We start from the raw sequence: 25,260 nt of genomic DNA, 5'->3' as shown, positions 1-25,260 counted from the left end.
ATTCGTCATGCTAGAAAATCCCCTGACCAGGTGTAAGTAAATTGTCGGGGTCGTAGCGGCGCTTGGCACTGACTAGTTTACCCCATACCGGATAAAAGTGCTGTCTCCAGTCGGCTTGAGAAAATGGAACGGCATCAATCGGGTAGCGATATCCACCACGATCGCGGTTGCGCTCGAAAACCGCGCGATTGTCAGCTAACATAGATGCGATCGCGCTAGCATCGGGTGGTGCAGTGCGTAGAATCGCAAATAGGAACACGACCTCCTCATTGGGAACCCGAAACAGCGGTAACGTCAAGCGGTTTGTCGGCACGGGATACAGCAGCACCGGACCCTGACCCGTATCTGCTAAAGTCAAGTCAGAAACGATTTCGCCTACAAAGCTATTGACTGCGGTTCCCGGGACGAATAAATCTAACCAAGGATGTGGGTAAAACCACACACCGCTCTCCTTTAAAAAAGCAACTGTTGGAGCCAACCGATTGGCAAAATCAAAGTAAGACTTGTCTTCAATCTGCTCCGTACCTTGGCTGTAGCTTAACCCTGTCAGCAAACTGGTGTTGTCTGGCTGATTTGGTGGAGTATAAAAGTTAGCTGCTTCCAACATATAGCGCCATCCACCACTCGCATCGGCTACGACTTGACCTTCTACGTAGTCAAATCGTTTTTGGGCAATTAGCAAGCGTTGGTCGCGTGTCAAAGCTGCCAGATCGTTGTAAAACAAGAGAAACACGCGGGCATTTTGGGCAGACGGAATCAGGCGAACTGTTGCCCTGACGATAATGCCACATTGACCCAACCCTGCTAGCACTGCTTCAAACAAATCGCGATTTTGGGAGCGAGAACAAGTTTCTAGGTTGCCCGCACCCGTGACGACTTGAAGGGATAAGACGTTATCTACTTGCACGCCGTAACGATGACTCCTACCACCGATCCCGCCAACTGCTAAAGTACCACCTACGGATAACTCAAGATAATCTGTCAAGACGGGGGGTGTTAGTTGTTGCTCCAGCGATGCCAGCAGCAGTTGGCTCCACAACACACCTGCATCCACTTCCGCCTGCTCTGCATTAATATTATGAATCGTATCGAGCGAACTGGTGTCAATAACTATTCCCGCCTCTATGAGCGGTTGACCGTATGTAGAGTGTGCTTGACCGCGTGCGGCAACTTTCAGCTTGTGGGTACGAGCAAACCGGACGATCCTCACGATATCTTCCATCGAACCTGGTTTGAGTACGGCAGCTGGGTAGCGACGCACCAGATGACCGAAATCATCAGCGGCAGCATTGCGGGTGACGGAATCGGTGTAAAGTATGCCGTCCAGGGGTGGCAGAGATTCAAAATCAGATGCAGCACTGGCGGATGTGACCCACGATCGCATGGTAGGATTGAATCCAATAATCATCGCACTGGCGATCGCGCCTTGCAAAATTTGACGGCGTGAAGCATTCTTCATCAAGCATCCCCTGACTAGCGGTTGATAGGCTAAAATTCTTTTGCCCAACAAGAAGATCTTCAAACTTAAATGATAGTATTTCTCACTGAAAGCAATAAAATTTGTGTCGGGCTAATCGGAGTGGCATCGCCTGATGAGTTCGAGCCGTTCAAAGCAGTTATTTGACAGTAGTAGATGGGGCAACAGGCGTTAAGCTGGCAACAGGAGTAGAATCGGCAGGTTGAACTTCGACAACTCCTCGAAACATATTCATGCCACAGGTGAAAGTATAAGTCCCTGGTTTGTCGGGTGTGAACTCGATGGGTGTGACTTGGTTGAGGGGGAGATTCTGGGCGACATGAAAGTCGGGAAATCGGATTTCTTCAAGACAACTGCTAGGATCTTTACGGTGGAAGTTGAGTCGGACTCTTTGACCTACATTGACCACAACTCGACTGGGTTCGTACCCACCATCAACAGCAATTTCAATTTCCTGAACACCCTGACTTGTCTTGGCTTTTTGTGACTTAGGCTTGCTGAGGAGAAACCACCACAGCTCTAGTCCAATTAATCCCAAACCACCAACTGTCACTGCACCTTTCAACCATAACGGTTGTTCGATACGGCGAAACTGACTCTCCTGCTCTGTTTCAGAGCGTTGCATCCCTTCATGAGACATTTGTGCCACTGCTTGACCCGAAGCAATGCCTAATACTAATCCCATACTCGCGATACCACCTACGATCGCAGTTTTGCTTACCATTGAAAACCTCTCGCTCTTGAATTGTCATTGGTCATTTGTCATTTGTCATTTGTGAAAGCACAATTAGCAAGTCACAGACAGATGGACGGTATTTTCACAATTGGTTTAGACACGCTATTGATATTTAGTTATATTTAGCGCGCAGTTTTCGGATGGAAGTTACGCAGACGCAGGGCATTTGTCACCACCGAAACAGAACTAAATGCCATTGCCGCACCTGCGATAATCGGACTGAGCAACCAACCAAAGAAAGGAAAGAGAAGACCTGCGGCGATTGGAATACCCGCCACGTTATAGATGAAAGCAAAAAACAGATTTTGTCTGATATTGCGAATCGTGGCACGCGAGAGTTGAATTGCGGTGACGATGCCTTGCAAGTCACCAGAAATCAATGTAATATCGCTAGCGGCGATCGCCACATCCGTTCCCGTACCGATGGCGATTCCCACATCTGCCTGCGCCAAGGCTGGTGCGTCGTTAATTCCATCGCCAACCATTGCAACAATTTTGGGAGTCGGGAAATTTTGAATTTTGAATTTTGAATTTTTCCCCTGCTTTTCTAATTGCAGAGACTTAACAACCTCAGCTTTTTGGTCGGGACGAACTTCTGCCATGACTCGTTTAATCCCAACTTCACGGGCAATAACTTCTGCCGTGCGGCGGTTGTCACCAGTCAGCATTACCACTTCTAATCCCATTCGTTGCATCGTGCGGATTGCTTGAGTCGAAGATGGTTTGACGGCATCGGAAATTCCCATAATTCCTTGGACTGTGCGATCGATCGCTATCCAAATAACTGTTTTACCGAGATACTCCAATCGATCCCACTGTTGCTGTAATTGGCTGGTATTGATGCCCAGTTCGTTCATCCAGTGCTGCGTACCAATTTGGATTAATCGGTCAGATACATATCCTTGCACGCCACTACCTGCAACTGCTTCAAACTCTCGTACTTCCGTCGGTTCCACACCCTGCGATCGGGCATATTGTACTACTGCTTCAGCTAAGGGATGCTCGGAATTGCGCTCGACGGATGCCGCTAGACGCAAAAGATTTAGCTCGTTGCTATGTGCCGTTCCGTTAACCGTGACAAAATCGGTGACAGTTGGCTTGCCTTGCGTAATCGTACCCGTTTTATCAAGCACGATCGCTTGCAGTTTGTGTGCCAGTTCCAGGCTTTCTGCACCTTTAATTAAAATACCGTTTTCCGCACCTTTACCCGTTCCGACCATGATTGAGGTTGGTGTAGCTAAACCCAAGGCACAGGGACAGGCGATAATCAACACTCCAACAGTGGTAATCAGCGCCATCGTCAGGTTGCCCATGATGTTAAACCAGATGACAAAAGTAGCGATTGCGATCGCGATGACCGCAGGTACAAACCATCCCGTCACTTGGTCTGCCAACCGTTGAATCGGTGCTTTAGAACCCTGAGCTTGCTGTACGAGCTTGACAATTTGCGCTAAAAATGTATCTTTGCCAACTCGTGTTGCCCGAAATTTAAAGCTACCAGTTTTATTGATCGTCGCCCCAATTGCTTCATCTCCAGGTTGCTTTTTCACAGGCAGGCTTTCACCCGTCACCATGGACTCATCAATCGTGGAGGAGCCATCAACGATCTCTCCATCCACAGGAATCTTTTCTCCAGGACGAACCAGGATGATATCGCCCACAACGACTTCGGCAATCGGCACATCTACCTCGCGATCGCCACGAATGACACGCGCTGTTTTTGCCTGCAAGCCGATCAGTTTGCGAATTGCTTCTGAGGTTTGTCCCTTAGCGCGATTCTCTAGCAGTCTTCCCAACAAGATTAAGGTGATGATGACAGCGGCGGCTTCGTAGTAAACGTCTGGGTTCAAACCCTGAGCCAGAAACCACTCAGGAAAGAAAGTAGGAAACAGGGAATATAAGTAAGCCGCACCCGTACCGATCGCCACTAGGGTATCCATCGTGGCTGTATGGCGCTTGAAAGCTTTCCAGGCATTAACATAGAAGGATGCACCACACCAGAACTGCACTGGAGCCGTGAGTATCAGTTGTAGCCAGGGATTGTGCAGCCACATGGGGATGAAGGGGATAGATAACCCCGTCATAGCAGGCAACGACCCAATAACCAGCACTGCACTAATAATACCGCTAGTCCAAACCTTACGAGTCAAGTCGCGATTTTCTACCTGCCGCGCCCGACGTTCGGCATCGTCATCTGCTGCCAACACGTCTTCTTGCATCGGCTGAGCGGCATACCCGGCTGCGTCAACCGCATTTTGCAGTGTCGCCACATCTGTTTTACGAGGATCGTAAGTGACTGTGGCTTGTTCTGCACCAAAGTTAACGCTGGCATGACTCACTCCAGGAACAGAGCGAATTGCGGCTTCAATGTTGTTAGCACAAGAGGCACAACTCATGCCTTTTAGTTTCAGCGTGATGTTATCCATATGGCAATTACTTTTTATTGATAACCAATTGCGGCTTAAGCCACAGGATAGCCTACAGCAGCGATCGCGTTTTCAATTTCTGCTACCGATCGTTGCGTCTCGATACTGACCATTTTTGTTTTCGGATCGGCTTCTACTTTTGCCGTTGCATCAACCTTCTTCACTGCTTGAGTTACAGCATCGACACAAGCAGCGCAAGCGAGTTTGGGAACTTTGAGCTGGATTAACATTTGCTCAACTCCATAACGTGACTAAATCTATTGTGGATTCTCTAGTTAACTAGAGAGTCAAGGGGGGAGAAAAAATTTCGGCGTTGCATAATATGAGGTATGAATTGAGGTAAGTATCAACTCATATCAGTGTCTTTCTTTACTGCGGCACTCACCACCTCACCATAAAGCGACATTTTTAAAAAGCTATCCTTTAAGCCACCCCGCACCAAATGAGTAACTCCTGCCTTTCATCAGCTTTTAGATGCGTCAAAGCATAAAATTGGCAAGAAAGGCACACAAAAAGTCGAAAACAAACACTTAAATCTTCGGACGCAGATTAAACGCTTAGCTCGTAAAACAATTTGCTTTTCCAAAACAATTTTTATGCACGATCTTGTAATTGGACTATTCATTAATCGCTACGAGTTTGGCTTGTCAATTTAATGCTTTATCAACATTTTTACAACACCTCCCGTAGGTATTACAGACATCTGGAATTTTTCCCTGGGCGATAGTTTCAAAACCATTCAATTGAAAAGAAGTTTCTTGGCATAATTCATTCCAGCTTGTATCTGTCAGAATTTTTGTCATAGCTTGATGATAATTAGTTTCATCATCAAATAGCCGAAGTCACGGGAATCGCACTGAAGCTGAGTACTCCAGCCAGCCATATCTCCTACTTAAATGAGAAAACTCTTAATTGTGACACAAAATTCACTGTAAGAAAAGTGACCAACAAGGGAGTAGGGAGTAGGAACAGGGAGTAGTAAAGCGCTAGGACACGATACCTGAATGTCCAGCTATAATCTGCCAAGTCCCATCCTGAGACTGCGACCAAACCCTAGTAAACCGAAAAATGCCATTTGTAGGCGTATCATTGTAACTACCCGACAATTGCATTTTTACTGAAACGATCGCCACATCACCTGTTAACAAAATCTGCTGCTCGGAAGCTGACAGTGAGTTGAGTTTGAGAGCGCCAGACTTGTGACCCGCCAGATCTTCCTCTTTTCCTACCAAATGCCCCAAGTGATTTGTAAAAAGTAATCTAGGCGACAGCAATTCATCTAATGCTTTCACATCGGAGTGAAGCATTGCCAGCCTGAGCTTTTCTTCTGCCTCGACGATTTGATGCTCAATGTGATTATCCATTATCTAGCTGCTACCAGTTCGGGATGAATCGGGAGAGTCGGGCGCTCGATCGCCCGATCGATCAAACCATACTCCACCGCCTCAGCCGCCGACATAAAGAAATCTCGGTCGGTGTCTTGCTCAATTTGCTCCAAGGATTTCCCCGTATAGCTAGCCATCCGCTGATTAATTTGCCGTCTGAGGTAGAGGATTTCCTTGGCTTGAATCTCGATATCCACTGCCTGTCCCTGCACCCCACCGGAAGGCTGGTGAATCATAATTCGCGAACTCGGTAAACTGCTGCGCTTGCCTTTAGTACCCGCACCGAGCAAAAACGCGCCCATACTGGCTGCCATGCCATAGCAAATCGTGCAAACATCTGGACGAATATGGTTCATCGTGTCATAAATGCCCAAACCTGCAACCACAGAGCCACCCGGAGAATTGACGTACAAATAAATATCCTTTTGAGGGTCTTCTGCTTCTAAAAACAGCATTTGCGCCACAATTCGGTTAGCTGTATCCGAGTCGATCGCTTCTGCTAGGAAAATAATTCGTTCTCGCAGCAAGCGAGAGTAAATGTCGAAGGCTCTTTCCCCCCGACTCGATTGTTCAATTACGGTAGGAATCATAGTGTGGAGTTCTCCAATGAAGTGGACGGTCGGGTCATGGGACATTTCATCGATCGCCAATTCCCATGACCGATTACTGACATAATTTCAAGCAACTAACGCTAGTACATCTTCGATTTCCAGCAGACGCTTGAGATAGGACAGGCTAGCAGTCCAATTGCGGCTCACGCTCATGTAGCTTTGGATATCAAGGAGATCGTGAATCAGCGTTAACTTCACAGTGCTGCCGTACTGCTCCAGCTCGAAGCGGACGTGATTCGGCACAGATCCCATGATGTTGGACGATCCGAAGGTATAGGAGAGCAGGTATGGCGGCTGAGATTCCAAGACTTCGCCAATGTCTTCAGGTTCGCCATCTTCGTCAATCTGCTGCACGGATGAACCTACCTTCCAGTCAGACTGAAGTTGCCCGCCTTCCCAATACTGCTGGGTGAATTGTTCGCTGACGATCGCTTCCCAAAGTTGTTCGAGCGTGGTAGCAATGTAGGTCACGTAAACGAAGGTGGGTTTATCCATGTTGAGTCTCCTTGGTGTTTCCTTCGAGATTTCGCTTTAACTGACTTAAAGCGTCCAGTTGATGGCGTTCGTATTTACTCAGCCAGCGATCGTAAATCTCCTGAATCGGTACTGGGTTAAGGTAATGCAGTTTTTCTCGCCCGTGCCAGACGATGACAATTAGATTCACTGCCTCTAACAGCGCGAGATGTTTGGTCACGGCTTGCCGCGTCATATCAAGGTGTTCGCACAGTTCGCTTAATGTTTGTCCGTTATGGGTATATAACAGATCGAGCAACTTTCTCCGACTCGGATCGGCAAGGGCTTTAAACACTGCATCCATATTCCAATATTATGCAACTAATTGGTTGCATGTCAAGTCGTTGTCACGACGAGTCGCCGCCGCTGCCGTCGGATTTTTCCCTCTGCTTCTAACTGCTGGAGAACTCTGGTTACTGTCACTCGGCTCGTACCCAACGTTTGAGCCAACTGCTGATGGGTGAGTGGTAGCTCAAGCGTCTGCCCGTTGTCAACTTTGCAACCGAATTTTTGACTCAACCACACGAGTAGCTGCCACAATTTTTGAGATATAGGATTGATATGAATGATGCTCAATAGTTCTTCAGTTTGTTGCTGGTGGTGAACGATCGCATCTGTTAAATGCGCCCACTGATTGCGGTTCCAGCGACTGACTTCTACATTTGTCAAACAGTGGATTTCGTAGGGCTGCACTCGTGATAGTGCATGTCCGACAACATCTCCCACTCCCCAGTACCCCAGACAAACCAACTCGCCCTCTTGACTCCAAGTGATGCTGCGGACAACCCCGGATTCAATTTGCCATAAAACTTCTTTATTTTCTGGTAGGCGATCGCGGCGTTGAAACTGTAATTTAGTTGGGATCGCTGGAGATATCGTTACATCTTTTCGGTTGCGACAAATAGGCTGGACATAGCTCATCACTTTACACCAATAAACCACTAATGCAAGTTACTAGGAATAGGATTCATTTATTCTCAAACAAGGCAAGCAACTTAATTTGCTGACTACAGGCTAAATTCACAACAAAAGCTACTGCAAATTCAGTATTCCAAACCGCGTTTGTTATTAAAAAAAATCTTTCTTAATAGAAAAGAATCGTAACTCCAGAACTTTTCTGAACTTTACTAAATTGACAAATGACGGCACTAACACTGAATTGACAAGATTTTAATTTGACCGGAGTATAGATGTGATGGCACCAGAAATCATACTTAACTCTCTCTGCTAACCTCAGTCAGCCTGAAAAGGAGATAAGGCAGCATGATGCAACAGTCTCAGTTTTTAAGTTGTGGCTCAATAATAAGTTTTTTCTATAACCTGTGTTCTTTCGAGCAAAATTGCGATAGAAAAGCTGTCGGCGGACATTTCTAGTATTAGTGATTTGAGGACAGTTGGGTTGTTAACTATCGGTTTGAATCTTGCTAAAAAAATAAGATTATAAGCTACCACACTCGCGATCGTCATTTATATTACTATGAATTCCAAAGATTTGACTGAGCGTGGAAAACTTCTTTTAATCATCGAAAATCGAAATTTCAAGTGACATCAAAACCAAAGCTCTCTTTGAATTCATGATTTTTTGGAGGATAAATGCAACAAAATTTTTCTAGCAATTCAGAAGAAAAAATTACTCTGCCACTCATTCATACACTTGATAAAACTGAACTGAGTTTCAGTCATGCTTTTTTTCAAACCGCTCAAACTTTATATAGTTATCTACAAGATATTCAGCTTTTAAGTGCCTCAATTTTCAATATGTCTACCGAGCCTTACGCTATAGCTATAGTCAGTTTATTTTCTAAAATGATTCAAAGCTATTACTCTTATGTCCTACTGGAAATACACCGCGAACGTGTTGGCAGTCAAGTTTTAATTGAACATTTATATTCAGCAGCAATTACGCTCGTATATTTATTAGAAAACTCAGAACGTCAGATTTTTGACGAATATGTATCTGGTTCAATTGGTCAAGCTTCTATTTTATTACAGAAAATAGAAGCACAATTACAACCAGTTTCTAATAATTTAGAATTGGCGCTGCTGTGTGAATGGTTGAAGACTTTTATGTCTAAATCCGAACTACTAGCAACCAATTGCCAGCTTCCCAACTTAACAGTAGATTTGTGGAACTTAGAAACATTTGATATGACTAATCAACGTGCAGCATCAATGGGATTAGATTTTCTCAGCAATCCAGCGCGGCAAATGGTACACAAGATTACACCGGGGAGCTGGCTAGACGTTCGGATCAATTACTTCAATGCTATTCGTAGTCGGCAATCAGAGCTAAAGAAAATTGATTTTCAACAGTTACGTGATGCCAGCCATTTATGCTTACACGCAACTAAAGTATTTTTAGAGGAGGTTGATTGTTTCGCTGACAACAAAGCTGAAGTTCAACGAAAACAGCAAAGCTTAAGTAGATTCTTTGAATGGTTTTATCAGGCTCACCAAGTATACAGTTGCCATAATGATGTTTCTCTAGAGCTAAATTAATAATAGCGATCGCAGGCGTTAAATGTTTTAAAGCGGTTTTCAATTGGGTAAAATACACGTCCGTAGGGGCGCACGGCTGTGCGCCCCTACCCGTGTCACGCATACAATCGAAAATTGCTATTAGAAATATAGACAAAGGCTTTCTGCTTGATATCCCCAAGAACCATCTCTCAGTGGGTTGTGCGGGGTGGAAGTGTGGGACTGCTAGACTGAACGAAGTGTAGTTGACTGTGAGCAGTGTAAGGAGTGGGGGACTGATGGCTGGTCAGGATATGAGCGAGTTCTAACGCGCGGAAGTCGACCATTACATTAGTAAAGTTTTGACGCAACGATTGGAGCGTACCAAAGCTATTCTACGACAGCAAACTGGACGGACTGCATCGACGACAGAATAAATTTAGTAAGCTATGGGAGCAGACCGAAGTGACTTTAAAGCTTGTTCTTATGGTCTGCATTCCTATTTGGGAACCACAGCAGCACAGCGGGTCGCCTTAGCTGAGCGACCTTGGACTTGGAGTGACATTGCTACCTATCCACGCTTCTGTAGGGCACAACCAGTTTCAGGCAAGGCAGCAAGTCAGATTGTGCTTGATTTCATCTGCATCGAGATTGCGCCCGATAAAAACAATCTGGTTTTTGGGTGGGGTGCGCCACTCTTCTCCTTGCAAGTCAAAACGGGGGCCGCTCAGTTGAAAAATGTTACGCAAATCGCTATCTGTAAACCAGAGAATGCCTTTGGCGCGAAATACATCCTTAGGTAACTGCTCTTGCAAAAAAGATTCAAATTTTTTGACATCCATTGGGCGATCGCTCTCAAACGATACCGATACAAATCCATCGTTTTCTAAGTGGTGGGAATGGTGATGGTGATGCTCGTGGTGATGGTGTTCGTCGTGATGATGCTCGTGGTGATGATGCTCGTGGTGATGATGCTCGGAATGCTCCTCGCGTGCAGATGTCTCTTCTTCATCCAGCAATTTTCGGTATGCTTCTGGCTGAGTCAACTGGGCATCCAAAATCAGTGGCAATGGCGCTTGACCATATTGAGTATGAAGAATTCTGGCTCCCACTTTTACCGTATTGATATACGCCTCTAAATCCTTCACCTTCTCTGGAGCCGCGAGATCTGTTTTGTTTAGCAAAGTCATATCTGCATAGGTAATCTGTTTCAATGCCGCTTCGCTCTCAAAATGCTCCGGTGTAAATGTCTGGGCATCCACAACAGTTACAATTGAATCCAAGCGAGTTAAATCCCGTAATTCTGTCCCCAAAAACGTCAGGATAATTGGTAATGGATCGGCAACACCTGTAGTTTCAATTACCATGTAGTCTACGCGATCGCTCCGCTCCAGCACTCGGTAAACTGCATCTACCAACCCGTCGTTAATCGTGCAGCAAATACAACCATTACTGAGTTCCACCATGTCTTCATCCATCGATACCAATAATTGGCTATCGATATTGATATCGCCAAACTCGTTGACTAAAACTGCCACCTTCAAATCTTGGCAATTGCTCAAAATGTAGTTCAATAAAGTCGTTTTGCCGCTGCCTAAAAAACCAGTAATGATGGTCACGGGCATTCCCCGTTTGGGAATAACTAAGTGTGTTTCGGTTGGAGAAGCAATCGTGCTAGTCATAATATCTCCTAATTAAGCAACTGCAAATCGGCAAGCTGACACGCCAAAGCCTTTTTCTACGTGAGTTCGACGGTGGGAGATGAGCCAAAAAGAAAAAAGAGACCTATGCTCAAAATACACGGTGATAGGTCTCAATCATCAGCCCTTTCAAGGTGTAGTAGGGGAATTGTTTAGCAATCGAGCAGTCGCCCGATGCGGATGCCGATCCTTAATGCGGGCAGATTGTTTCTTCTTGGGAGAACGAGTGGCTTTGAGCAACTTCGAGAGTTGCACCTTTTGAGCCAGTTGTTGAAGCAACGCTGCGAATTCTGCCAGGGTTAAACTCTGAAACACTTGCCAGTGTGCCGGTGCAATCGCAATCATCATGCCGCCATAGACGGATTGAATCTGATTGACCAGATAGTAGTCCGGTAGACTCGCTTCAATTTTGTCAACGCCATGCACGCTGGCTAAAGCAGCCCGTAGAACTGACAGCAGATTCAGACAGACTAAACTCAAACTCGCAGGCATCGCTTCTGCTTGGTCTTGATAAGACGCTCGCACCGACGGTTGCAGCCCACATACCACGGGCACCATCAACTCGACTAAATCGGAAAAGAGCAACTCTTTGGTGTACTGCACACGGGCGGTGGTCTGGAATAATTCATTCAGCGACTCAGGAGCAAACACCCGTTCCATCAACCCGCGCATCATCACGCTGACTGGGCTTTTTTCCACGAACCGCTCAAACAGGGAACTTAGCATTGGGCTTCCTCGACTCGAAAGAACTCCTCTGCTATTCTTGCATCCCTCCTCTAAGTCACCTTGAAAGGGCTGGTTTGCGAACCTTAACTTACACTTCAGGTCGATGGCAGCAATTCTGGTCAAAAATTAATCGCTATGGTTTTATTCTTACTGAATCTCTACATTAAATTTCGGTCACACTCCTTCGGATTGTTCCTGCGCTTGAGTTCGCGTTCTAAGGCTCTAGTACCATTGCGCCAATAGCGGACGAGATTAAGTTCCCTGCCATACTCGATCGCAGCAGCGCGACAAATTTTAGCCCCACGACCGCTTCTATGCTGCTCCAAACGTTGATGGAGGCTGGTTGACGTGTATCCGAGGTAGTGACGCGCAGAGCCAAATTTTGAGGCTGAATTCCCAATGGATGCACTGAAGCAAATCAAATATATGTAGCTCATAGTGTTCTTCACTCAAATACTCAGGTGAGACATTAGCTGTAAATTAGGCTTCTAACCGCCATTGCTCTTGTAGGGCGGAAATTTGAACTTCTGGTACTAGATCTGTTTGTATGTACTCTTCAGCAAAACCATTCGGTAAATCCAATTGAACTGTATACCACCAACCAGGCTGATATACTTCGTCAATGCGTAAACCTACGACTCGACCTGTTGCCCAATCTTGCGGTTCGCACGTATCTGTTACGGCAACGCGATCGCCAAAAACGTATTGTGGCACTTCAGGTGTGGAGCTTGTGAATGCAATAGTAGTGACGTTCATAGTCTGCACGAGATACAAGAAATTACAAAATCAAGAAAGACGAGCTACGTGTCGTTTATATCTATGCGATTAATGCTAAATCTCTTCGCTTTCTCGACCTATCTATATTATCTATATTACACATTGTTTTATAGGCTGTCAAGACTGATATCGCCAAAACACAGTGTTTTTTAGAAAAAGGCTTATATTAGTAAAGGAAAGGAAAAGACAGGAATTGGGAGTGAATGTGCCTAGAGCAAAACAGCAAAAAAACCCTAACTCTCTTAAGAATCTGATCCACGAAGGCAGACCGAGCAGCAAACAAGTTTATGGGGAACCCAAAGTGCAGCGAACGCTGACGGTGACTGAAACAGGCTGGAAAGGTGCAGTGGCGGCGATTAAAGCAGCTGGATACGGTAGTATTTCTGATTATTTAGAGAAGATTGGTCGCGGACAAGAAATTTTATCTCCTAGATCTCCTAACGACATCACTCCTTAACTTATGTCTAATACCAAAAGCCCTCTCGATTCTGAGAGGGCTTTTGGTTGCATGGGTAGCCGCAGGTGTTATGGCACTCTTCAAAAAAATACATTGTTTTATAGAAAAAACGCTTGACAATCTATAAAACAATGTATAATATAGAATTATAAGCGTAAAGCAACAAAAAAGGCTAGTAAAAAAGGCGGTTCGCATCCGCCTAGCCGTTAAAGAATTTACACCCATTATGATTACACTTTTATCCGCTCCAGAAACTCTTACCGATTTACACGCCGATCGGAAGTGTATCATGGTGCAAAATGGTTTAGGATCTCAAACCCTGCGCGATCCAATGTTTGAAAACTGAAGCAGCATAAGGGCAAGAGCGAATTTACAGATAAATTCGGTGAATGTGATGTAGTCTAAAGCTCTTACTGTGCAAAGATTCTAAAATTTCAGGCTCGAAATAATTTGAGATCTAAAACCAAATCGATTTCGACGCGCGACCTTAAGCGTTGCGTCTTTACTGGGAAGCCGTCTTCCCTCTGGGTTCCTGCCCCATATTCCCCTGTAAAAGGGTCGCTGACCCCGCCTACATCAGCAGTAAGTAATGAAACTGATGGAGCGCAAGGCACAAAAGCCTGAATCATCTTTAACCTCTAAGGGTGGTAAGGCAAGGGAAAGCTGGATAAGGTGAATATTTGTGAATCAACGTAAGTTCCGTTATTGATTAACAGGTGAAAGGAGGTTGTTACACCTGAACCAAAAGGTACGTGAGCAAACTGAAACACTCGAAAGAGTCCCAGAAGAGGTTCGCTGGTTGTCGAAGTAGCGAACAAGCAGGTCTCAAGTCTCACCGGAATATAGTTGGCACCTAAGTCCAAAGCGAATGTAGAGCGCAATGAAAAGGGTAAGCCCGATGGGTTCTCGAAGGATGGTCGAATCTTTGAGTAAGTCAACCGCAAGGGAGACAGAACCACCTAGCGGGTAAAGGAAACGGGAAAAAGCAAATGCTCTTGATAATGCAAAAGATAGAGGTTCAAACTTTGCCTCACACCGAAAGGTGGCAGACTTCCCGTTGGTCTCGAACGATAAGCCAAAGAAAAGGAATTGAACCCTAGTGAAAGATAGATTCAAACTTGAAATCGGAGCTAAGGAACCGCTGACAGATTGGACAGCCATTCAATGGAAGCCAATCAAAAAGCGAGTGAAAAACCTGAGACAGCGGATTTATCGTGCAACACAGAATCATCGGTGGAACCAGGTGAGAAGCCTGACAAAACTGATGCTACGCAGTTACTCTAACCTGCTACAATCCGTGCGAAGAGTCACTCTAGAAAATCACGGCAAGAAAACAGCTGGGATAGATGGTCAAAAGGCATTAACCCCTAGTGACCGAGTGAAATTAGTTCACCAGATGCAGGAATACACGCTGTGGAAAGTCCGCCCAACCAAACGGATATATATTCCAAAAGCTAATGGAAAACAAAGACCACTCGGAATTCCTGTTCTGCAAGATCGCGTCGCACAAGCAATGGTCAAAAATGCGCTTGAACCTAGCTGGGAAGCTCGTTTTGAAGCAAACAGCTACGGCTTTCGCCCCGGCAGAAGCTGTCATGATGCCCTTGTCCAATGTCACAATCGGCTAAGAAAAGGACATGACAGCTGGATTCTGGATGCGGACATCAAGAGTGCGTTTGACAATATCAGTCATGAATCCATTCTCAAAGCTCTTGGGACAATACCAGGCAGAGAGTTGGTCAAACAATGGCTGAAAGCAGGCTATGTAGAATCCGAAATCTTCTATCCAACGTTGAAAGGCACAGCTCAAGGTGGGATTTGCTCCCCGCTTTTAGCGAATATTGCCCTGACTGGATTAGAAGAACTCTTGTCTCGATATCAAAAAGTCAAACCAGCCCCATTCTTTGATAAAAGTCGGGGGAAAGTGAGAAACAGGAATAAAAAATCCAACGCATACGGTTATATTCGTTATGCCGATGATTTTCTAATTACTGCGACGAACAAGAACGATATTGAGACGATTGTTCCCGCGATTCAACGATGGTTATGGGAAAGAGGGTTGGAACTAAACCTAGAAAAGACAAACATCAAAAATATCAATGATGGCGTAAACTTTCTGGGATTCACTATCAGACAATTCAAGGGAAAAACTTTGGAAATGCCTGAAAAAGAGAAAGTTCTCCATAAGTTAAGGGAAATCAGAACTTGGCTGAAAAATCACCAACAAATCAGTCCTGAAATGCTAATTAACTACCTCAATCCAATTATCCGGGGATTCGGAAACTATTACCGCATCGGCAGCAGCAAACGGGTCATGTCTTACTTCGACAAAGAAGTATGGAAGGCACTATGGCGCTGGGCAAAACGAAGACATCCAAATAAAGGTCGACACTGGGTACAGAAGAAATACTTCCGCACTCATCAAAACCGAAAATGGAGATTTTTCGCTAAAGCGCGTGATAGACAAGGAGAACCAACCTTCATTTACTTGCTACAAGCCGCAACGATCCCCATCGAACGGCATGTAAAAGTCGAAGGAACCGCCTCTCTAGATGACCCTAGCTTAAAATCATACTGGCTAAAACGCCTCACTAAACTGGGCAAAGTCCGGTGGGAAAACGGCTCAAAACTCAGAAAAGTGGCAGAAAACCAGAAATGGAAATGCCCAATCTGTGGAGAGCATCTGCTTAACGGTGAGAAACTACACATTCACCATCTCAAAAGCATGAAAGAAGGTGGCACCGACTCAATCGACAACCTCGTGCATTTGCACGTTGCGTGCCATAAACATATCCATGCAGGTGGAGTTTTTGTGAAGCAAGAGGCTTGAGCGGCTTGATATGAAAGTATCACGAGCCGTTCTGAGGGGAGGGAGACAGGGTGACTTGCTCTCTCTTACCCGACACGGAGCATTACGGAATTTGCCCTTCCGGACGCACTCCCACTGCGTTCGCGAACGTGATAAGCCACGGGGAATCTACCCTCGATCGGATTCAAATGTCAGTCGCGCTGAATCAAGTTAACGATCGCCCCGATTAACTCTTCCGGTTCCACAGGTTTGGAGATATGCATTTGAAATCCTGCTGCTAATACCTGCTTTTGGTTCAGCTCACCTGCATAAGCGGTTAGGGCGATAGCCTTCGGCATAGCTTCGCTTACCGCTCCAATTTGCCTGCCTTGCTCTGGTGGAAGCGATCGCATCTGACGAATCAGTTGGTAGCCGTCGAGGTCGGGCATACCAATGTCGCTAATCAAAACATCGTAGTTTGTTTTTGTTAGTGCTTGTAGTGCTTCGGATACTGAAGATGCATCGGTGACAGCAGCACCCTCTTGTTGCAGCACAAAGGAAATCAGTTCAAGCGAATCCAATTCATCATCGACGACAAGAATTCGCAATCCTTCTAATGGGGCGGGTATTGACGTGCGATCGCTCAACTCCAAGGGCTTCATCAACTGCTTCGGAACTGGCTTTTGGATTGGCAGCCTGACTGTAAAGGTTGTGCCTTGTCCCTCACCAAGGCTATCGACGCTAATAGTGCCGCCATGCAGTTCGACGATTTGACGCGCGATCGCCAATCCCAAGCCTAAACCGCCAAATTTGCGCGTTGTCGAACTATCCGCTTGGCGAAAATATTCAAATACGTGAGGTAAAAATTCAGGCTGGATGCCAATTCCCGTATCGCTAACGGCGATCTGAGCGTAGGAGGTGTGGGAAGTGTGGGAGGACAAAGAAGAATTTTCTTCCCCATCTCCCCAAACTCCCCTCTCTCCTTGCTCCAGCCGTACTTCAATCCGTCCGCCAGCCGGAGTGAATTTTATAGCATTGGATAATAAGTTCCACACCACTTGCTGTAATCGTGCGGCATCACCTACAACAAACGGTACTGCTGGGGGCAACTGCGCCTGAATCTGAATCGATTTAGCATTAGCAGCTAGACGCATTGTATCGATCGCGTTGGCGATCGCGCCAGCTAAATCAATTGGGGCTACGTTCAGGGTGAGTTTACCCTGTAAAATACTGGAGACATCCAGCAGATCTTCGATCAGTTGCGCTTGTAATTGAGCGTTACGTTCGATCGCGTCTAAGGCTTGCTGCGTTTTGGTCGCATCGCACCGACCGCTTTTGAGTAGTTTCGTCCAGCCGAGAATTGGATTTAATGGAGTCCGTAGCTCGTGGGATAGGACTGCTAAAAATTCATCTTTAATCCGGTTTGCTGCTTCAGCTTGGGCGCGGGCAGCTCGTTCCGAGGCAAGTAGCTGCTCCCGTTCTACCTCAACTTGTTTCTTTTGAGTGATGTCGAGAACGGTGCCGATGAAGCGCACCGCCTCGCCTGCTGAATTGAAATATGCTTGTCCCTTGGCAGTTATCCAACGCTCTTTCCCGTCCTCAATGCCAAGCGTCCGGTATTCGGTATCGAGCTTTCCATCACTGGCAGGATGAATTGCCCGCTGTACAGCTTGGTGCATCCGATCGCGATCGTCGGGATGTAAACCCGCTAGAAATATCTCATAACTAACCTCAGCATCGGGTGGTAAACCAAACATTGCTTTACATTGTTCGTCCCATGTTAGCGTTCCGGCGATCGGGTTGAAATCCCAAGTCCCTAACTGGGCTGACTCGATCGCCAACCGCAGGCGATCTTCGCTCTCCCGCCGAGCTTGCTGCCGCAGTTGTCCTAATTGCAGGTTTGCTTCTACTCGTGCTAGCAGTTCGCGGGCGGAAAACGGCTTGATTAAATAATCATCGGCTCCCCTTTCCAGTCCTTCCACGCGCGAGTCTTCGCCAGCGCGAGCAGACAGCAAAATCACTGGCACTTCTCGCGTTTGTGAGTCAGCCCGTAATGCTTGCAACAATCCAAAGCCATCTAGTCTCGGCATCATGACATCGCTGATGACGAGAGCGGGGACTTGTCTGCGGACTGCTTCCAAGGCGGTTTTGCCGTCTGCCACTGCTTCGATTGCGTATCTATCGCCTAATAAGTGCCTGATGTAATCCCGCATATCGGCATTGTCATCCACTAGCAGAATTCTTACAGAAGAAGGGGGACTAGGGAGGAGCCAGTCCGTTGCCCTTGTTCCCCCCGTTGAAGGAACTGGCGTTGGGGAGTAGGGAGTAGGGGATTCTTGCCTAGTCCCATCTTGGGGCAGCCAGCGCCATGCCTCTTCTATGTAAGAGGACGCACCGATCGCGGTTGAGGCGATCGTAGAAGTTACATCGATCCGATCGCTGGGCAGGTGGGCTAAACCTGTGGGAATTGCGATCGTAAATGTCGTGCCTCGGTCAACTACACTCTTCACGTCAATCGTGCCGCTATGCAATTGCACTAGTTCTCGCACCAAGGATAATCCAATGCCCGATCCTTCGTAGCTACGTCCGCGACTACCTTCTACGCGGTAAAAGCGCTCGAACAGTCGGGGTAACTCTGTTTCTGGAATGCCAATTCCGGTATCCGATACAAGCAGTTGGACTTGGTTTGACTGCCAGCGCAGCGAAACGGTAATTTCTCCCTCAAATGTAAACTTGAAAGCATTGGAGAGCAAATTTAGCACGATCTTTTCCCACATATCCCGATCGACGTAAACAAGTTCTGGTAGTGGGGGACAGTCGCTCCGCAACTGCATTCCGGCAGCTTCAATCGCCGAGCGAAACACGCTTGCTAGTTCGGTGGTGTAAGTCGATAAGTCGGTTGGTTGGTAGTTGGCTTGAATCCGACCTGCCTCAATGCGGGAAAAGTCCAGCAGGGTATTGACTAGCTTTAGCAGGCGTAAAGAGTTGCGTTGTACGACTTCAATTCGTTGGCGTTGGCGGGGCGGTAGCGGGGAAACAACGTCAGCTAAAGCTTCTCCCGTTGGTCCCAGCATTAGGGTTAGGGGCGTGCGAAATTCGTGCGAAACGTTGCTAAAAAATGTCGTTTTGGCGCGATCGAGTTGAGCTAAAGCTTCGGCTCGTCGCCGTTCCTCCTCGTATGCTCCAGCGTTGCGGACTAAAACCGATACTTGACCAGCCAGCAGCTCGTAGAACGAACGATATCCTTCATCTAGAGCGCGATTGGGGCTAGTGCCGACAACGAGTACGCCTAGCGGGGCAGTTTGTCTAGAGGAGGCAATTGGCATTGCCAGCGCCGATCGCACTGGTTCGTTCCAGGGACCGCCCAGTACAGTTGCATAGGGATCGACTGCTTCAATGAGAATTGTTTTGCCGCTTGCCGCAGCCGCCAGCGACCAGATATCGTTAGATTCTGTCCCTAACTCCACAGAATGCAGGCTTGCTGCTGCTCCCGCACTCAGACCGACAGCCCCATGTAGAGTCAGTGTCTTACCATCACTTTCGCGTAAATAGAGCAGCGCGAAAGGAACGTCCATCGGGTGCATCGCGATCGCCGCGATCGCGTCATGGCAAGTTGACTCAACGCTTTGCGTTTGGTCTACTTTAGCTGCTAAATCCTGTAACAACCGCAGTCGTCGCTCGCCCAAGACTTGTTGTGTCACCTCACTACAAACTGCCAGCATCCCGACAATCTGCCCAGAATCGTCTTCCGCCGGAGCGTGGGAGACGCTGAAGTAGGACTCTTCCCGATAACCGGAGCGTTCTAAGACGAGCAGCAATGCAGGTATCCAACTCGCTACCCCAGATGTCATCACCGCTTCGATTGTCGGACCGAGCGTATCCCACGCTTCTGCTAGGGTAATCCGGATGTCAATGCCGAGTGCTGCTGGATGCTTGTCGCCGATTAGCTGAGAGTAAGCATCGTTGTAAAACTGCGTGAAGTCCGCTCCCCAAGTCAGCACCATTGGGTAGCGCGAGGCAAGTAACGTCTTGACTAGAGACTTGAGGCTGGGCGACCAGCTCTCGATCGCCCCTAATGGAGTTTGCGACCAGTTAAAGGCATTGATTCGAGCCGCCATTTCCCCGCCGCTAAAGATGCCATTGTTGTTAGATGCCACTGTCTCGTCCCTTCATCCTGCCAAATAGTGTAGCAATTGCTCCAATTAACTCGTTGGGTTCGATCGGTTTAGCAAGATGCTGTTGGAATCCTGCTCGTAGTGCCAAGTCGCGATCGTACTCACCAGCATATGCAGTCAGAGCGATCGCCAGAATTTGTCCGCCTTGCTCTGGTGGCAATGCCCTCACCTGTCGCATCAGCATATAGCCGTCCAGATCGGGCATCCCAATGTCGCTGAGAAGCACGTCGGGCTGAGATTGCGTTAATGCTAAAAATCCTTCACCTGCGGTTGTGGCAGTGGTGACGATCGCTCCTGCCTGCTCCAGGACAAACGCCACAAATTCTAGTGAATCCATTTCGTCATCAATTACCAAAACATGCACCCCACTCAAGTTAAGCGACGCTTCAGAAGATGCTCCATCGCGGTTAATAGTAGGTTGGATGGGTATCAAGGGCAGTTTTACGGTGAAAGTGGCTCCCAGTCCTTCACCTGGGCTAGCTGCTTTCACCGTTCCTCCGTGCAGTTCCACCAAATGCCGCACGATCGCCAGCCCTAACCCTAACCCGCCAAACTTGCGCGTTGTCGAACCGTCTGCTTGTCGGAAATAGTCAAACACATAAGGTAGGAAGTCAGGATGAATGCCCTTTCCTGTATCGCTAACGACCAGATGAGCCTTATCGTCAACCTGTTCTAGTCGCACGGTAATCTGCCCACCAGTGGGAGTAAATTTAACGGCATTGGAAAGCAGATTCCATACCACTTGCTGCAAGCGAGTTGCATCGCCCAAAACTTGGAATTTTGGATTTTGCGGAAAGTGGGCGGTGTCGGTTTCCGTCCCGCCCAACTTTCTAAGACGGATTTTAGGTTTTAGATTGCCAAGTTGCTCGTCAGAGTCCGTAGATTTTGGGCTGACACCAACATCGTCCAATCCAAAATCTACAAGCGTAAATCGTAAATCGATCGACTTGGCTTCGGCCGCCAGACGCACGGTTTCAATGGCTGCTTTAACGATCGATCCCAAATCGATTGGGCTGACATTAAGACTGAGTTTGCCTTGTAAAATTCGAGAGACATCGAGTAGGTCTTCAATCAGTTCGGATTGTAATTTAGCGTTGCGTTCAATCGTGGCTAATGCATGGGCGGTTTTGGCTGCGTCTAGATTGCCAGTTTTCAGGAGTTTTGACCAACCGAGAATCGGATTGAGCGGCGATCGCAATTCATGGGACAGGACGGCTAGAAATTCGTCTTTGATCCGGTTGGCTTGCTCGGCTGCTTCGCGTGCCGCTTGTTCTCGTTGCAGCAATTGTTCTCTTTCGGCTTCGGCGGATTTGCGATCGCTAATATCATTAAATAGAATGCCGACTCGTCTCAGTTCTGGCTCTCCGACGCGGAAAGCGTGAACTTCATACCAACGGTGAAATTCTTGGGCATGATTTTCAAATCGGATCGATTCACCTGTCAGAGCGACGTTGCCATAAATTTCAAACCAATAATCTTCATGTTGCGGCGCGATTTCGCGTACTGTTTTGCCCTGCGCTTTTTCTGTGCCTGTCTGCTTGTCGAATGCAGGGTTGACGATCGAAAAACGATAATCGATCGGTCGATTGGCAGCGTCAAAAATCATTTCAATGATGCAAAACCCCTGATCGATGGACTCAAATAAGGTGCGATATTTTTCTTCCGACTCGCGCAAGGCGGCTCCTGCCTCTTGCCGCAATCGTGCCAGCTTTAAACTCGCCTCAACTCGTGCTAGCAGTTCGCGGGCTGAGAAGGGTTTGATTAAATAATCGTCGGCTCCCGCTGCCAGTCCTTCAATGCGAGACTCTTCGCCCGCTCGTGCAGACAGCATGATTATCGGCACTTCCCTAGTTTGTGGATCGGAGCGCAGCGATCGCAGCAAGCCAAATCCATCAAGGTTGGGCATCATCACGTCTGTCAAGATCAAATCTGGAACCTGCTGGCGAACGGCAGACAAAGCGGCTAAACCGTCCGACACCGCTTCCACTTCATATTGCTGACCGAGCAACCGCCTGACGTAATCGCGCATATCCGTGTTGTCATCCGCTAGGAGAATGCGAGCAGGGGAGGTAGGGGACAAGAAGGACAAGGGAGACAAGGAGGATAAGGAAGCATTTTCTCCTACCTCTCCCTTGTCTCCCCTGTCTTCCGGTAGCCAACGCAGGGCTTCTTCCAAATAAGAGTTCGTGCCTAACGCCGTTGAAGCTAAGGTACGACTTGCCCCGATCCGGTCTTGGGGTAAATGAGCCGTTCCTGTAGGGATGGAAATGGTGAAACAGGTACCCGATCCCTCGACGCTGGTTACTTCGATCGCACCCTGATGCAATTTGACCAATTCTTGCACTAGAGAAAGCCCAATGCCCGATCCTTCAATGCTGCGTCCCTGCGCCCCTTTTACCCGATGGAACCGCTCGAACAAGTGCGGCAGTTCGGCGGCGGGAATGCCAATTCCAGTATCTCGCACCGCTAACTGGACGCGGTCGCTCTGCCACTGCAAGTCGAGCGAAATTTCTCCTTTAAATGTAAACTTAAAGGCATTGGATAGCAGATTGAGAACGATCTTTTCCCACATTTCGCGATCGACATACACCGCTTCCGGCAAAGGCGGACAGTTTACGACCAGCCGCAGGTTTGCCCGCTCGATCGCCGAGCGAAATACCGATGCTAGTTCTGCGGTGAATGCGGCTAAATCGGTGGGTTCGTACGTTGCCTCTACCCGCCCAGCTTCGATGCGGGAAAAGTCGAGCAGGGTGTTGACCAACTTTAACAACCGCAATCCATTGCGTTGCACTAACTGTAATTGTTCGCGTTCTTGAGCTGGAATGGTGTCACTTAGAGAAGCGATCGCGTCTTCCAAAGGAGCCAGCATTAAAGTCAGGGGAGTCCGAAATTCGTGGCTGACGTTACTAAAAAAGACTGTTTTGGCGCGGTCGAGTTCGGCAAGTTGTTCGGCTCGTCGCCGCTCTTCTTCGTAGGAGCGAGCATTGGCGATCGCCATGCCAATCTGTCTGGCAACCTGATTGAAGAATTCCAGGTAGTTATCGTCCAGCCTACGGCGCGGGCTAGCGACGGCAACCAGCACTCCGGCTACCTTGCCCTGCCCAGTAGCGGAGATCGGCAATATCATTGCTTCCTGGGGTGGCTCTGACCAAGGGCTGCCAGGAAGTGCCCCAAAACGCATCTCTAGATCGCGAACAATTTGCGATCGCGCAGTTTGGGCAACTGAGGCGATCGACCAGCTATGGGGATCGTCCGCTGCCAGATCGACGACTTCAGGTGCAATAGAGCGATCCAAGTCAACCTCGGTGCTACCGCAAAGGCGAAGGGCTTTTCCGTCCCGATCCATCAGGTAGAGCAGCGCCAACGGAATGTCGGCAGGATCGGAGCGGAGCGTTTGAGCCATCAAAGCACACGTCGACTGTGCCGTCTTTGCGGTTCCAGCCCCAGATGCAACCGCTCGTAGAAGGCGAGCGCGGCGATCGTTTAAAACTCGGTAGGTGGTTTCAGTAACGATGTTAAACACTCCATCAATGCTACCCCCCTCGCCCTGGATCGGGTTAAACGTATACTCGAAGAAGCACTCTTCGGTGTATCCGAATCGGTGCATTGACAAGAGTTCATCTTTATGAAAAGTGCCTTCGCCCGTCGCTAAAACGCTTGCTAATTCGGGTCCAATGTCGTCCCAAATTTCCGACCAGACCTCGCGAGCGGGGCGACCGAGCGCCCAAGGGTGCTTGTCACCAACAATCGGTCGCCAAGCGTCGTTGTAGAGCAGCAAGCAATCCTGCCCCCAGTAAACAGCAATGGGGAAACGCGAGTTGAGGCAAATACTCAACGCCGATCTCAAGCTTTGGGGCAAAGTTTCAACAGAACCGAGCGGCGTTTGCGACCAGTCGAGCGTTAGCGGAGCGACTCCGAAGGAGTTTCGCATCCGCATCGCCATTTCACCCTTGCCCGCAAAAAGCTGTTCAGCCGCCGAACGCTCCTGGGTCATGTGTTTGCCTCCATTTTTCCCCGCCAACGGGCAAGAGTTGTCACAATTTCTGCTGGCTCGACGGGTTTGGCTAAATGGTGTTGAAATCCAGCTTTTAGTGCTAAAGCGCGATCGAATTCTCCGGCATAGGCAGTCAAAGCAATGGCTGGAACTTGACTCGCTGGCAATCGCGCCCGAATTTGTCGCATCAGCATATAGCCGTCCAGATCGGGCATTCCGATATCGCTGACGATTAAATCGGGAACGGACTGCTCAATTGCTTGCAGTGCCTCAATTCCCGATGAAACGCTGGTGACGATCGCACCTGCTTGCTCTAAAACAAACGCGACAAACTCGCGCGAATCGGGTTCATCGTCCACTACTAGAATGCTCACCCCGCTTAAATCCAGCGTTGATTCTGGAAGTTGTTCTGGAGCTGGCATTTTGACAGATTGGGAAGCAAGTGGAAGCCGCACTGTAAATGTCGCTCCTTGCCCTTCACCCAAACTCTCTACGCTTACCGTACCGCCGTGCATTTCGACAATTTGACGGGCGATCGACAATCCCAATCCTAGTCCACCAAACTTGCGGGTCGTCGCTCCATCTTCTTGACGAAAATGCTCAAATACATAGGGCAGAAATTCAGGATTGATGCCTTTGCCCGTATCTCTGACTTGAATTTGTACGTCTGTTTCAACTTGAGATAACTCAATGGCGATTTGCCCTCCAGGTGGCGTGAACTTGACCGCATTGGATAAGAGATTCCAAATAACTTGCTGCAAGCGTCCGGCATCTCCCAAAACCTGCAATTTTGGATTTTGGATATTGAATTTTGGATTGCTTGGTTGTTTATCGGATAGCATAGCTTCTAAGTTTTGCTCGCCATCTTCTAATCCAAAATCCAAAATCGTAAATCGCAAATCGAGTGATTTGGCTTCGGCGGCTAGTCGAACCGTTTCTAAGTATTACAGTTGTAGATAAGCTAAACTAGATCGATAAGTAAATACAGTTTAGCAATGCTCGATACATCCAACGTGTTTTTAACAGGTGTTGCATTAG

The 25,260-nt window shown here is 47.8% G+C and carries 20 protein-coding genes and 2 pseudogenes; 5 read left to right on the top strand and 17 right to left on the bottom strand.

Going from position 1 to position 25,260, the window contains the following annotated elements; all coding sequences use genetic code 11:
• Nucleotides 1-10: 10 nt before the first annotated feature.
• From QH73_RS11845 to QH73_RS11830, 4 genes are all read right to left on the bottom strand, one after another.
• Nucleotides 11-1,459, bottom strand: coding sequence for an FAD-binding protein (locus tag QH73_RS11845; RefSeq protein WP_039714664.1), 1,449 nt, complete (start codon nucleotides 1,457-1,459; stop codon nucleotides 11-13).
• A 157-nt stretch (nucleotides 1,460-1,616) separates the two neighbouring features.
• The gene (locus tag QH73_RS11840; protein WP_039714163.1) at nucleotides 1,617-2,201 is read right to left on the bottom strand and encodes a cupredoxin domain-containing protein; all 585 of its coding nucleotides are present in this window, start codon (nucleotides 2,199-2,201) and stop codon (nucleotides 1,617-1,619) included.
• A 134-nt stretch (nucleotides 2,202-2,335) separates the two neighbouring features.
• Complete coding sequence (locus QH73_RS11835; RefSeq protein WP_039714162.1) at nucleotides 2,336-4,639, bottom strand: heavy metal translocating P-type ATPase; 2,304 nt, start codon at nucleotides 4,637-4,639, stop codon at nucleotides 2,336-2,338.
• A 35-nt stretch (nucleotides 4,640-4,674) separates the two neighbouring features.
• Nucleotides 4,675-4,869 carry a heavy-metal-associated domain-containing protein gene (locus QH73_RS11830; protein ID WP_039714161.1) on the bottom strand — a complete coding sequence of 65 codons (195 nt, stop codon included), beginning with the start codon at nucleotides 4,867-4,869 and terminating at the stop codon, nucleotides 4,675-4,677.
• A gap of 237 nt (nucleotides 4,870-5,106) precedes the next feature.
• Here QH73_RS11830 and QH73_RS11825 point away from each other — a divergent pair.
• Nucleotides 5,107-5,295, top strand: a pseudogene (locus QH73_RS11825) (IS1 family transposase); the annotation flags it as partial.
• Between the two features lie 330 nt (nucleotides 5,296-5,625).
• Here the strand turns inward: QH73_RS11825 and QH73_RS11820 are convergent.
• From QH73_RS11820 to QH73_RS11800, 5 genes are all read right to left on the bottom strand, one after another.
• Complete coding sequence (locus tag QH73_RS11820; protein ID WP_039714160.1) at nucleotides 5,626-6,003, bottom strand: nuclear transport factor 2 family protein; 378 nt, start codon at nucleotides 6,001-6,003, stop codon at nucleotides 5,626-5,628.
• Nucleotides 6,003-6,614 carry an ATP-dependent Clp endopeptidase proteolytic subunit ClpP gene (gene clpP, locus QH73_RS11815; RefSeq protein ID WP_039714159.1) on the bottom strand — a complete coding sequence of 204 codons (612 nt, stop codon included), beginning with the start codon at nucleotides 6,612-6,614 and terminating at the stop codon, nucleotides 6,003-6,005. Before clpP ends, QH73_RS11820 begins: the two co-directional genes overlap by 1 nt.
• Before the next feature lie 87 nt (nucleotides 6,615-6,701).
• Nucleotides 6,702-7,130 (bottom strand): SRPBCC domain-containing protein, encoded by a 429-nt coding sequence (locus tag QH73_RS11810; protein ID WP_039714158.1) that lies wholly within the window; start codon nucleotides 7,128-7,130, stop codon nucleotides 6,702-6,704.
• A complete protein-coding gene (locus QH73_RS11805; RefSeq protein WP_039714157.1) occupies nucleotides 7,123-7,452 on the bottom strand; it encodes an ArsR/SmtB family transcription factor in 330 nt (109 codons plus the stop codon). Before QH73_RS11805 ends, QH73_RS11810 begins: the two co-directional genes overlap by 8 nt.
• Nucleotides 7,453-7,484: 32 nt before the next feature.
• On the bottom strand, nucleotides 7,485-8,069 hold the full coding sequence (locus QH73_RS11800; RefSeq protein WP_039714156.1) for a Crp/Fnr family transcriptional regulator: 585 nt from the start codon (nucleotides 8,067-8,069) through the stop codon (nucleotides 7,485-7,487).
• A gap of 672 nt (nucleotides 8,070-8,741) precedes the next feature.
• Between QH73_RS11800 and QH73_RS11795 the strand changes: the two genes are divergently transcribed.
• Complete coding sequence (locus QH73_RS11795; protein WP_039714155.1) at nucleotides 8,742-9,647, top strand: hypothetical protein; 906 nt, start codon at nucleotides 8,742-8,744, stop codon at nucleotides 9,645-9,647.
• Between the two features lie 238 nt (nucleotides 9,648-9,885).
• Nucleotides 9,886-10,192: pseudogene (locus tag QH73_RS28160) on the top strand (IS1 family transposase); the annotation flags it as partial.
• Nucleotides 10,193-10,207: 15 nt separating this feature from the next.
• Here the strand turns inward: QH73_RS28160 and QH73_RS11790 are convergent.
• The 4 genes from QH73_RS11790 to QH73_RS11775 all read right to left on the bottom strand — a co-directional run bounded on the left by QH73_RS11790 (nucleotide 10,208) and on the right by QH73_RS11775 (nucleotide 12,745).
• The gene (locus tag QH73_RS11790; protein ID WP_052289848.1) at nucleotides 10,208-11,287 is read right to left on the bottom strand and encodes a CobW family GTP-binding protein; all 1,080 of its coding nucleotides are present in this window, start codon (nucleotides 11,285-11,287) and stop codon (nucleotides 10,208-10,210) included.
• A 147-nt stretch (nucleotides 11,288-11,434) separates the two neighbouring features.
• Entirely contained in the window at nucleotides 11,435-12,031 is a 597-nt protein-coding gene (locus QH73_RS11785; protein ID WP_039714154.1) for a hypothetical protein, read from the bottom strand.
• 158 nt (nucleotides 12,032-12,189) lie between these two features.
• Nucleotides 12,190-12,468, bottom strand: coding sequence for a GIY-YIG nuclease family protein (locus tag QH73_RS11780; protein WP_132866973.1), 279 nt, complete (start codon nucleotides 12,466-12,468; stop codon nucleotides 12,190-12,192).
• Between the two features lie 43 nt (nucleotides 12,469-12,511).
• The gene (locus QH73_RS11775) at nucleotides 12,512-12,745 is read right to left on the bottom strand and encodes a hypothetical protein (RefSeq protein ID WP_052289847.1); all 234 of its coding nucleotides are present in this window, start codon (nucleotides 12,743-12,745) and stop codon (nucleotides 12,512-12,514) included.
• A gap of 262 nt (nucleotides 12,746-13,007) precedes the next feature.
• Between QH73_RS11775 and QH73_RS11770 the strand changes: the two genes are divergently transcribed.
• On the top strand, nucleotides 13,008-13,265 hold the full coding sequence (locus QH73_RS11770) for a hypothetical protein (RefSeq protein ID WP_052289133.1): 258 nt from the start codon (nucleotides 13,008-13,010) through the stop codon (nucleotides 13,263-13,265).
• 434 nt (nucleotides 13,266-13,699) lie between these two features.
• Here QH73_RS11770 and QH73_RS11765 read toward each other — a convergent pair whose 3' ends face one another.
• Complete coding sequence (locus QH73_RS11765) at nucleotides 13,700-13,894, bottom strand: hypothetical protein (RefSeq protein WP_132866971.1); 195 nt, start codon at nucleotides 13,892-13,894, stop codon at nucleotides 13,700-13,702.
• 470 nt (nucleotides 13,895-14,364) lie between these two features.
• Between QH73_RS11765 and ltrA the strand changes: the two genes are divergently transcribed.
• Nucleotides 14,365-16,095: a group II intron reverse transcriptase/maturase gene (gene ltrA / locus QH73_RS11760; protein ID WP_039710068.1), complete on the top strand. Its 1,731-nt coding sequence runs from the start codon at nucleotides 14,365-14,367 to the stop codon at nucleotides 16,093-16,095.
• 170 nt (nucleotides 16,096-16,265) lie between these two features.
• On the opposite strand, the gene QH73_RS11755 is transcribed toward ltrA, so the two are convergent.
• Genes QH73_RS11755 through QH73_RS11745 form a run of 3 tightly spaced genes read right to left on the bottom strand, consistent with a single transcriptional unit; the run spans nucleotide 16,266 to nucleotide 25,121 of the window.
• Nucleotides 16,266-20,171 (bottom strand): ATP-binding protein, encoded by a 3,906-nt coding sequence (locus QH73_RS11755; RefSeq protein ID WP_063777306.1) that lies wholly within the window; start codon nucleotides 20,169-20,171, stop codon nucleotides 16,266-16,268.
• 28 nt (nucleotides 20,172-20,199) lie between these two features.
• Nucleotides 20,200-24,222 (bottom strand): ATP-binding protein, encoded by a 4,023-nt coding sequence (locus tag QH73_RS11750; protein WP_039714152.1) that lies wholly within the window; start codon nucleotides 24,220-24,222, stop codon nucleotides 20,200-20,202.
• A complete protein-coding gene (locus QH73_RS11745) occupies nucleotides 24,219-25,121 on the bottom strand; it encodes an ATP-binding response regulator (protein ID WP_039714151.1) in 903 nt (300 codons plus the stop codon). The genes QH73_RS11750 and QH73_RS11745 overlap by 4 nt, the downstream gene beginning before the upstream one ends.
• Nucleotides 25,122-25,260: the final 139 nt, after the last annotated feature.

The organism is Scytonema millei VB511283 (assembly GCF_000817735.3).
In the GTDB taxonomy this organism is placed as follows: Bacteria; Cyanobacteriota; Cyanobacteriia; order Cyanobacteriales; family Chroococcidiopsidaceae; genus Chroococcidiopsis; species Chroococcidiopsis millei_B.
Note: the sequence above shows the minus strand (reverse complement) of the source record. Positions and strands in the feature narration are given on the sequence as shown.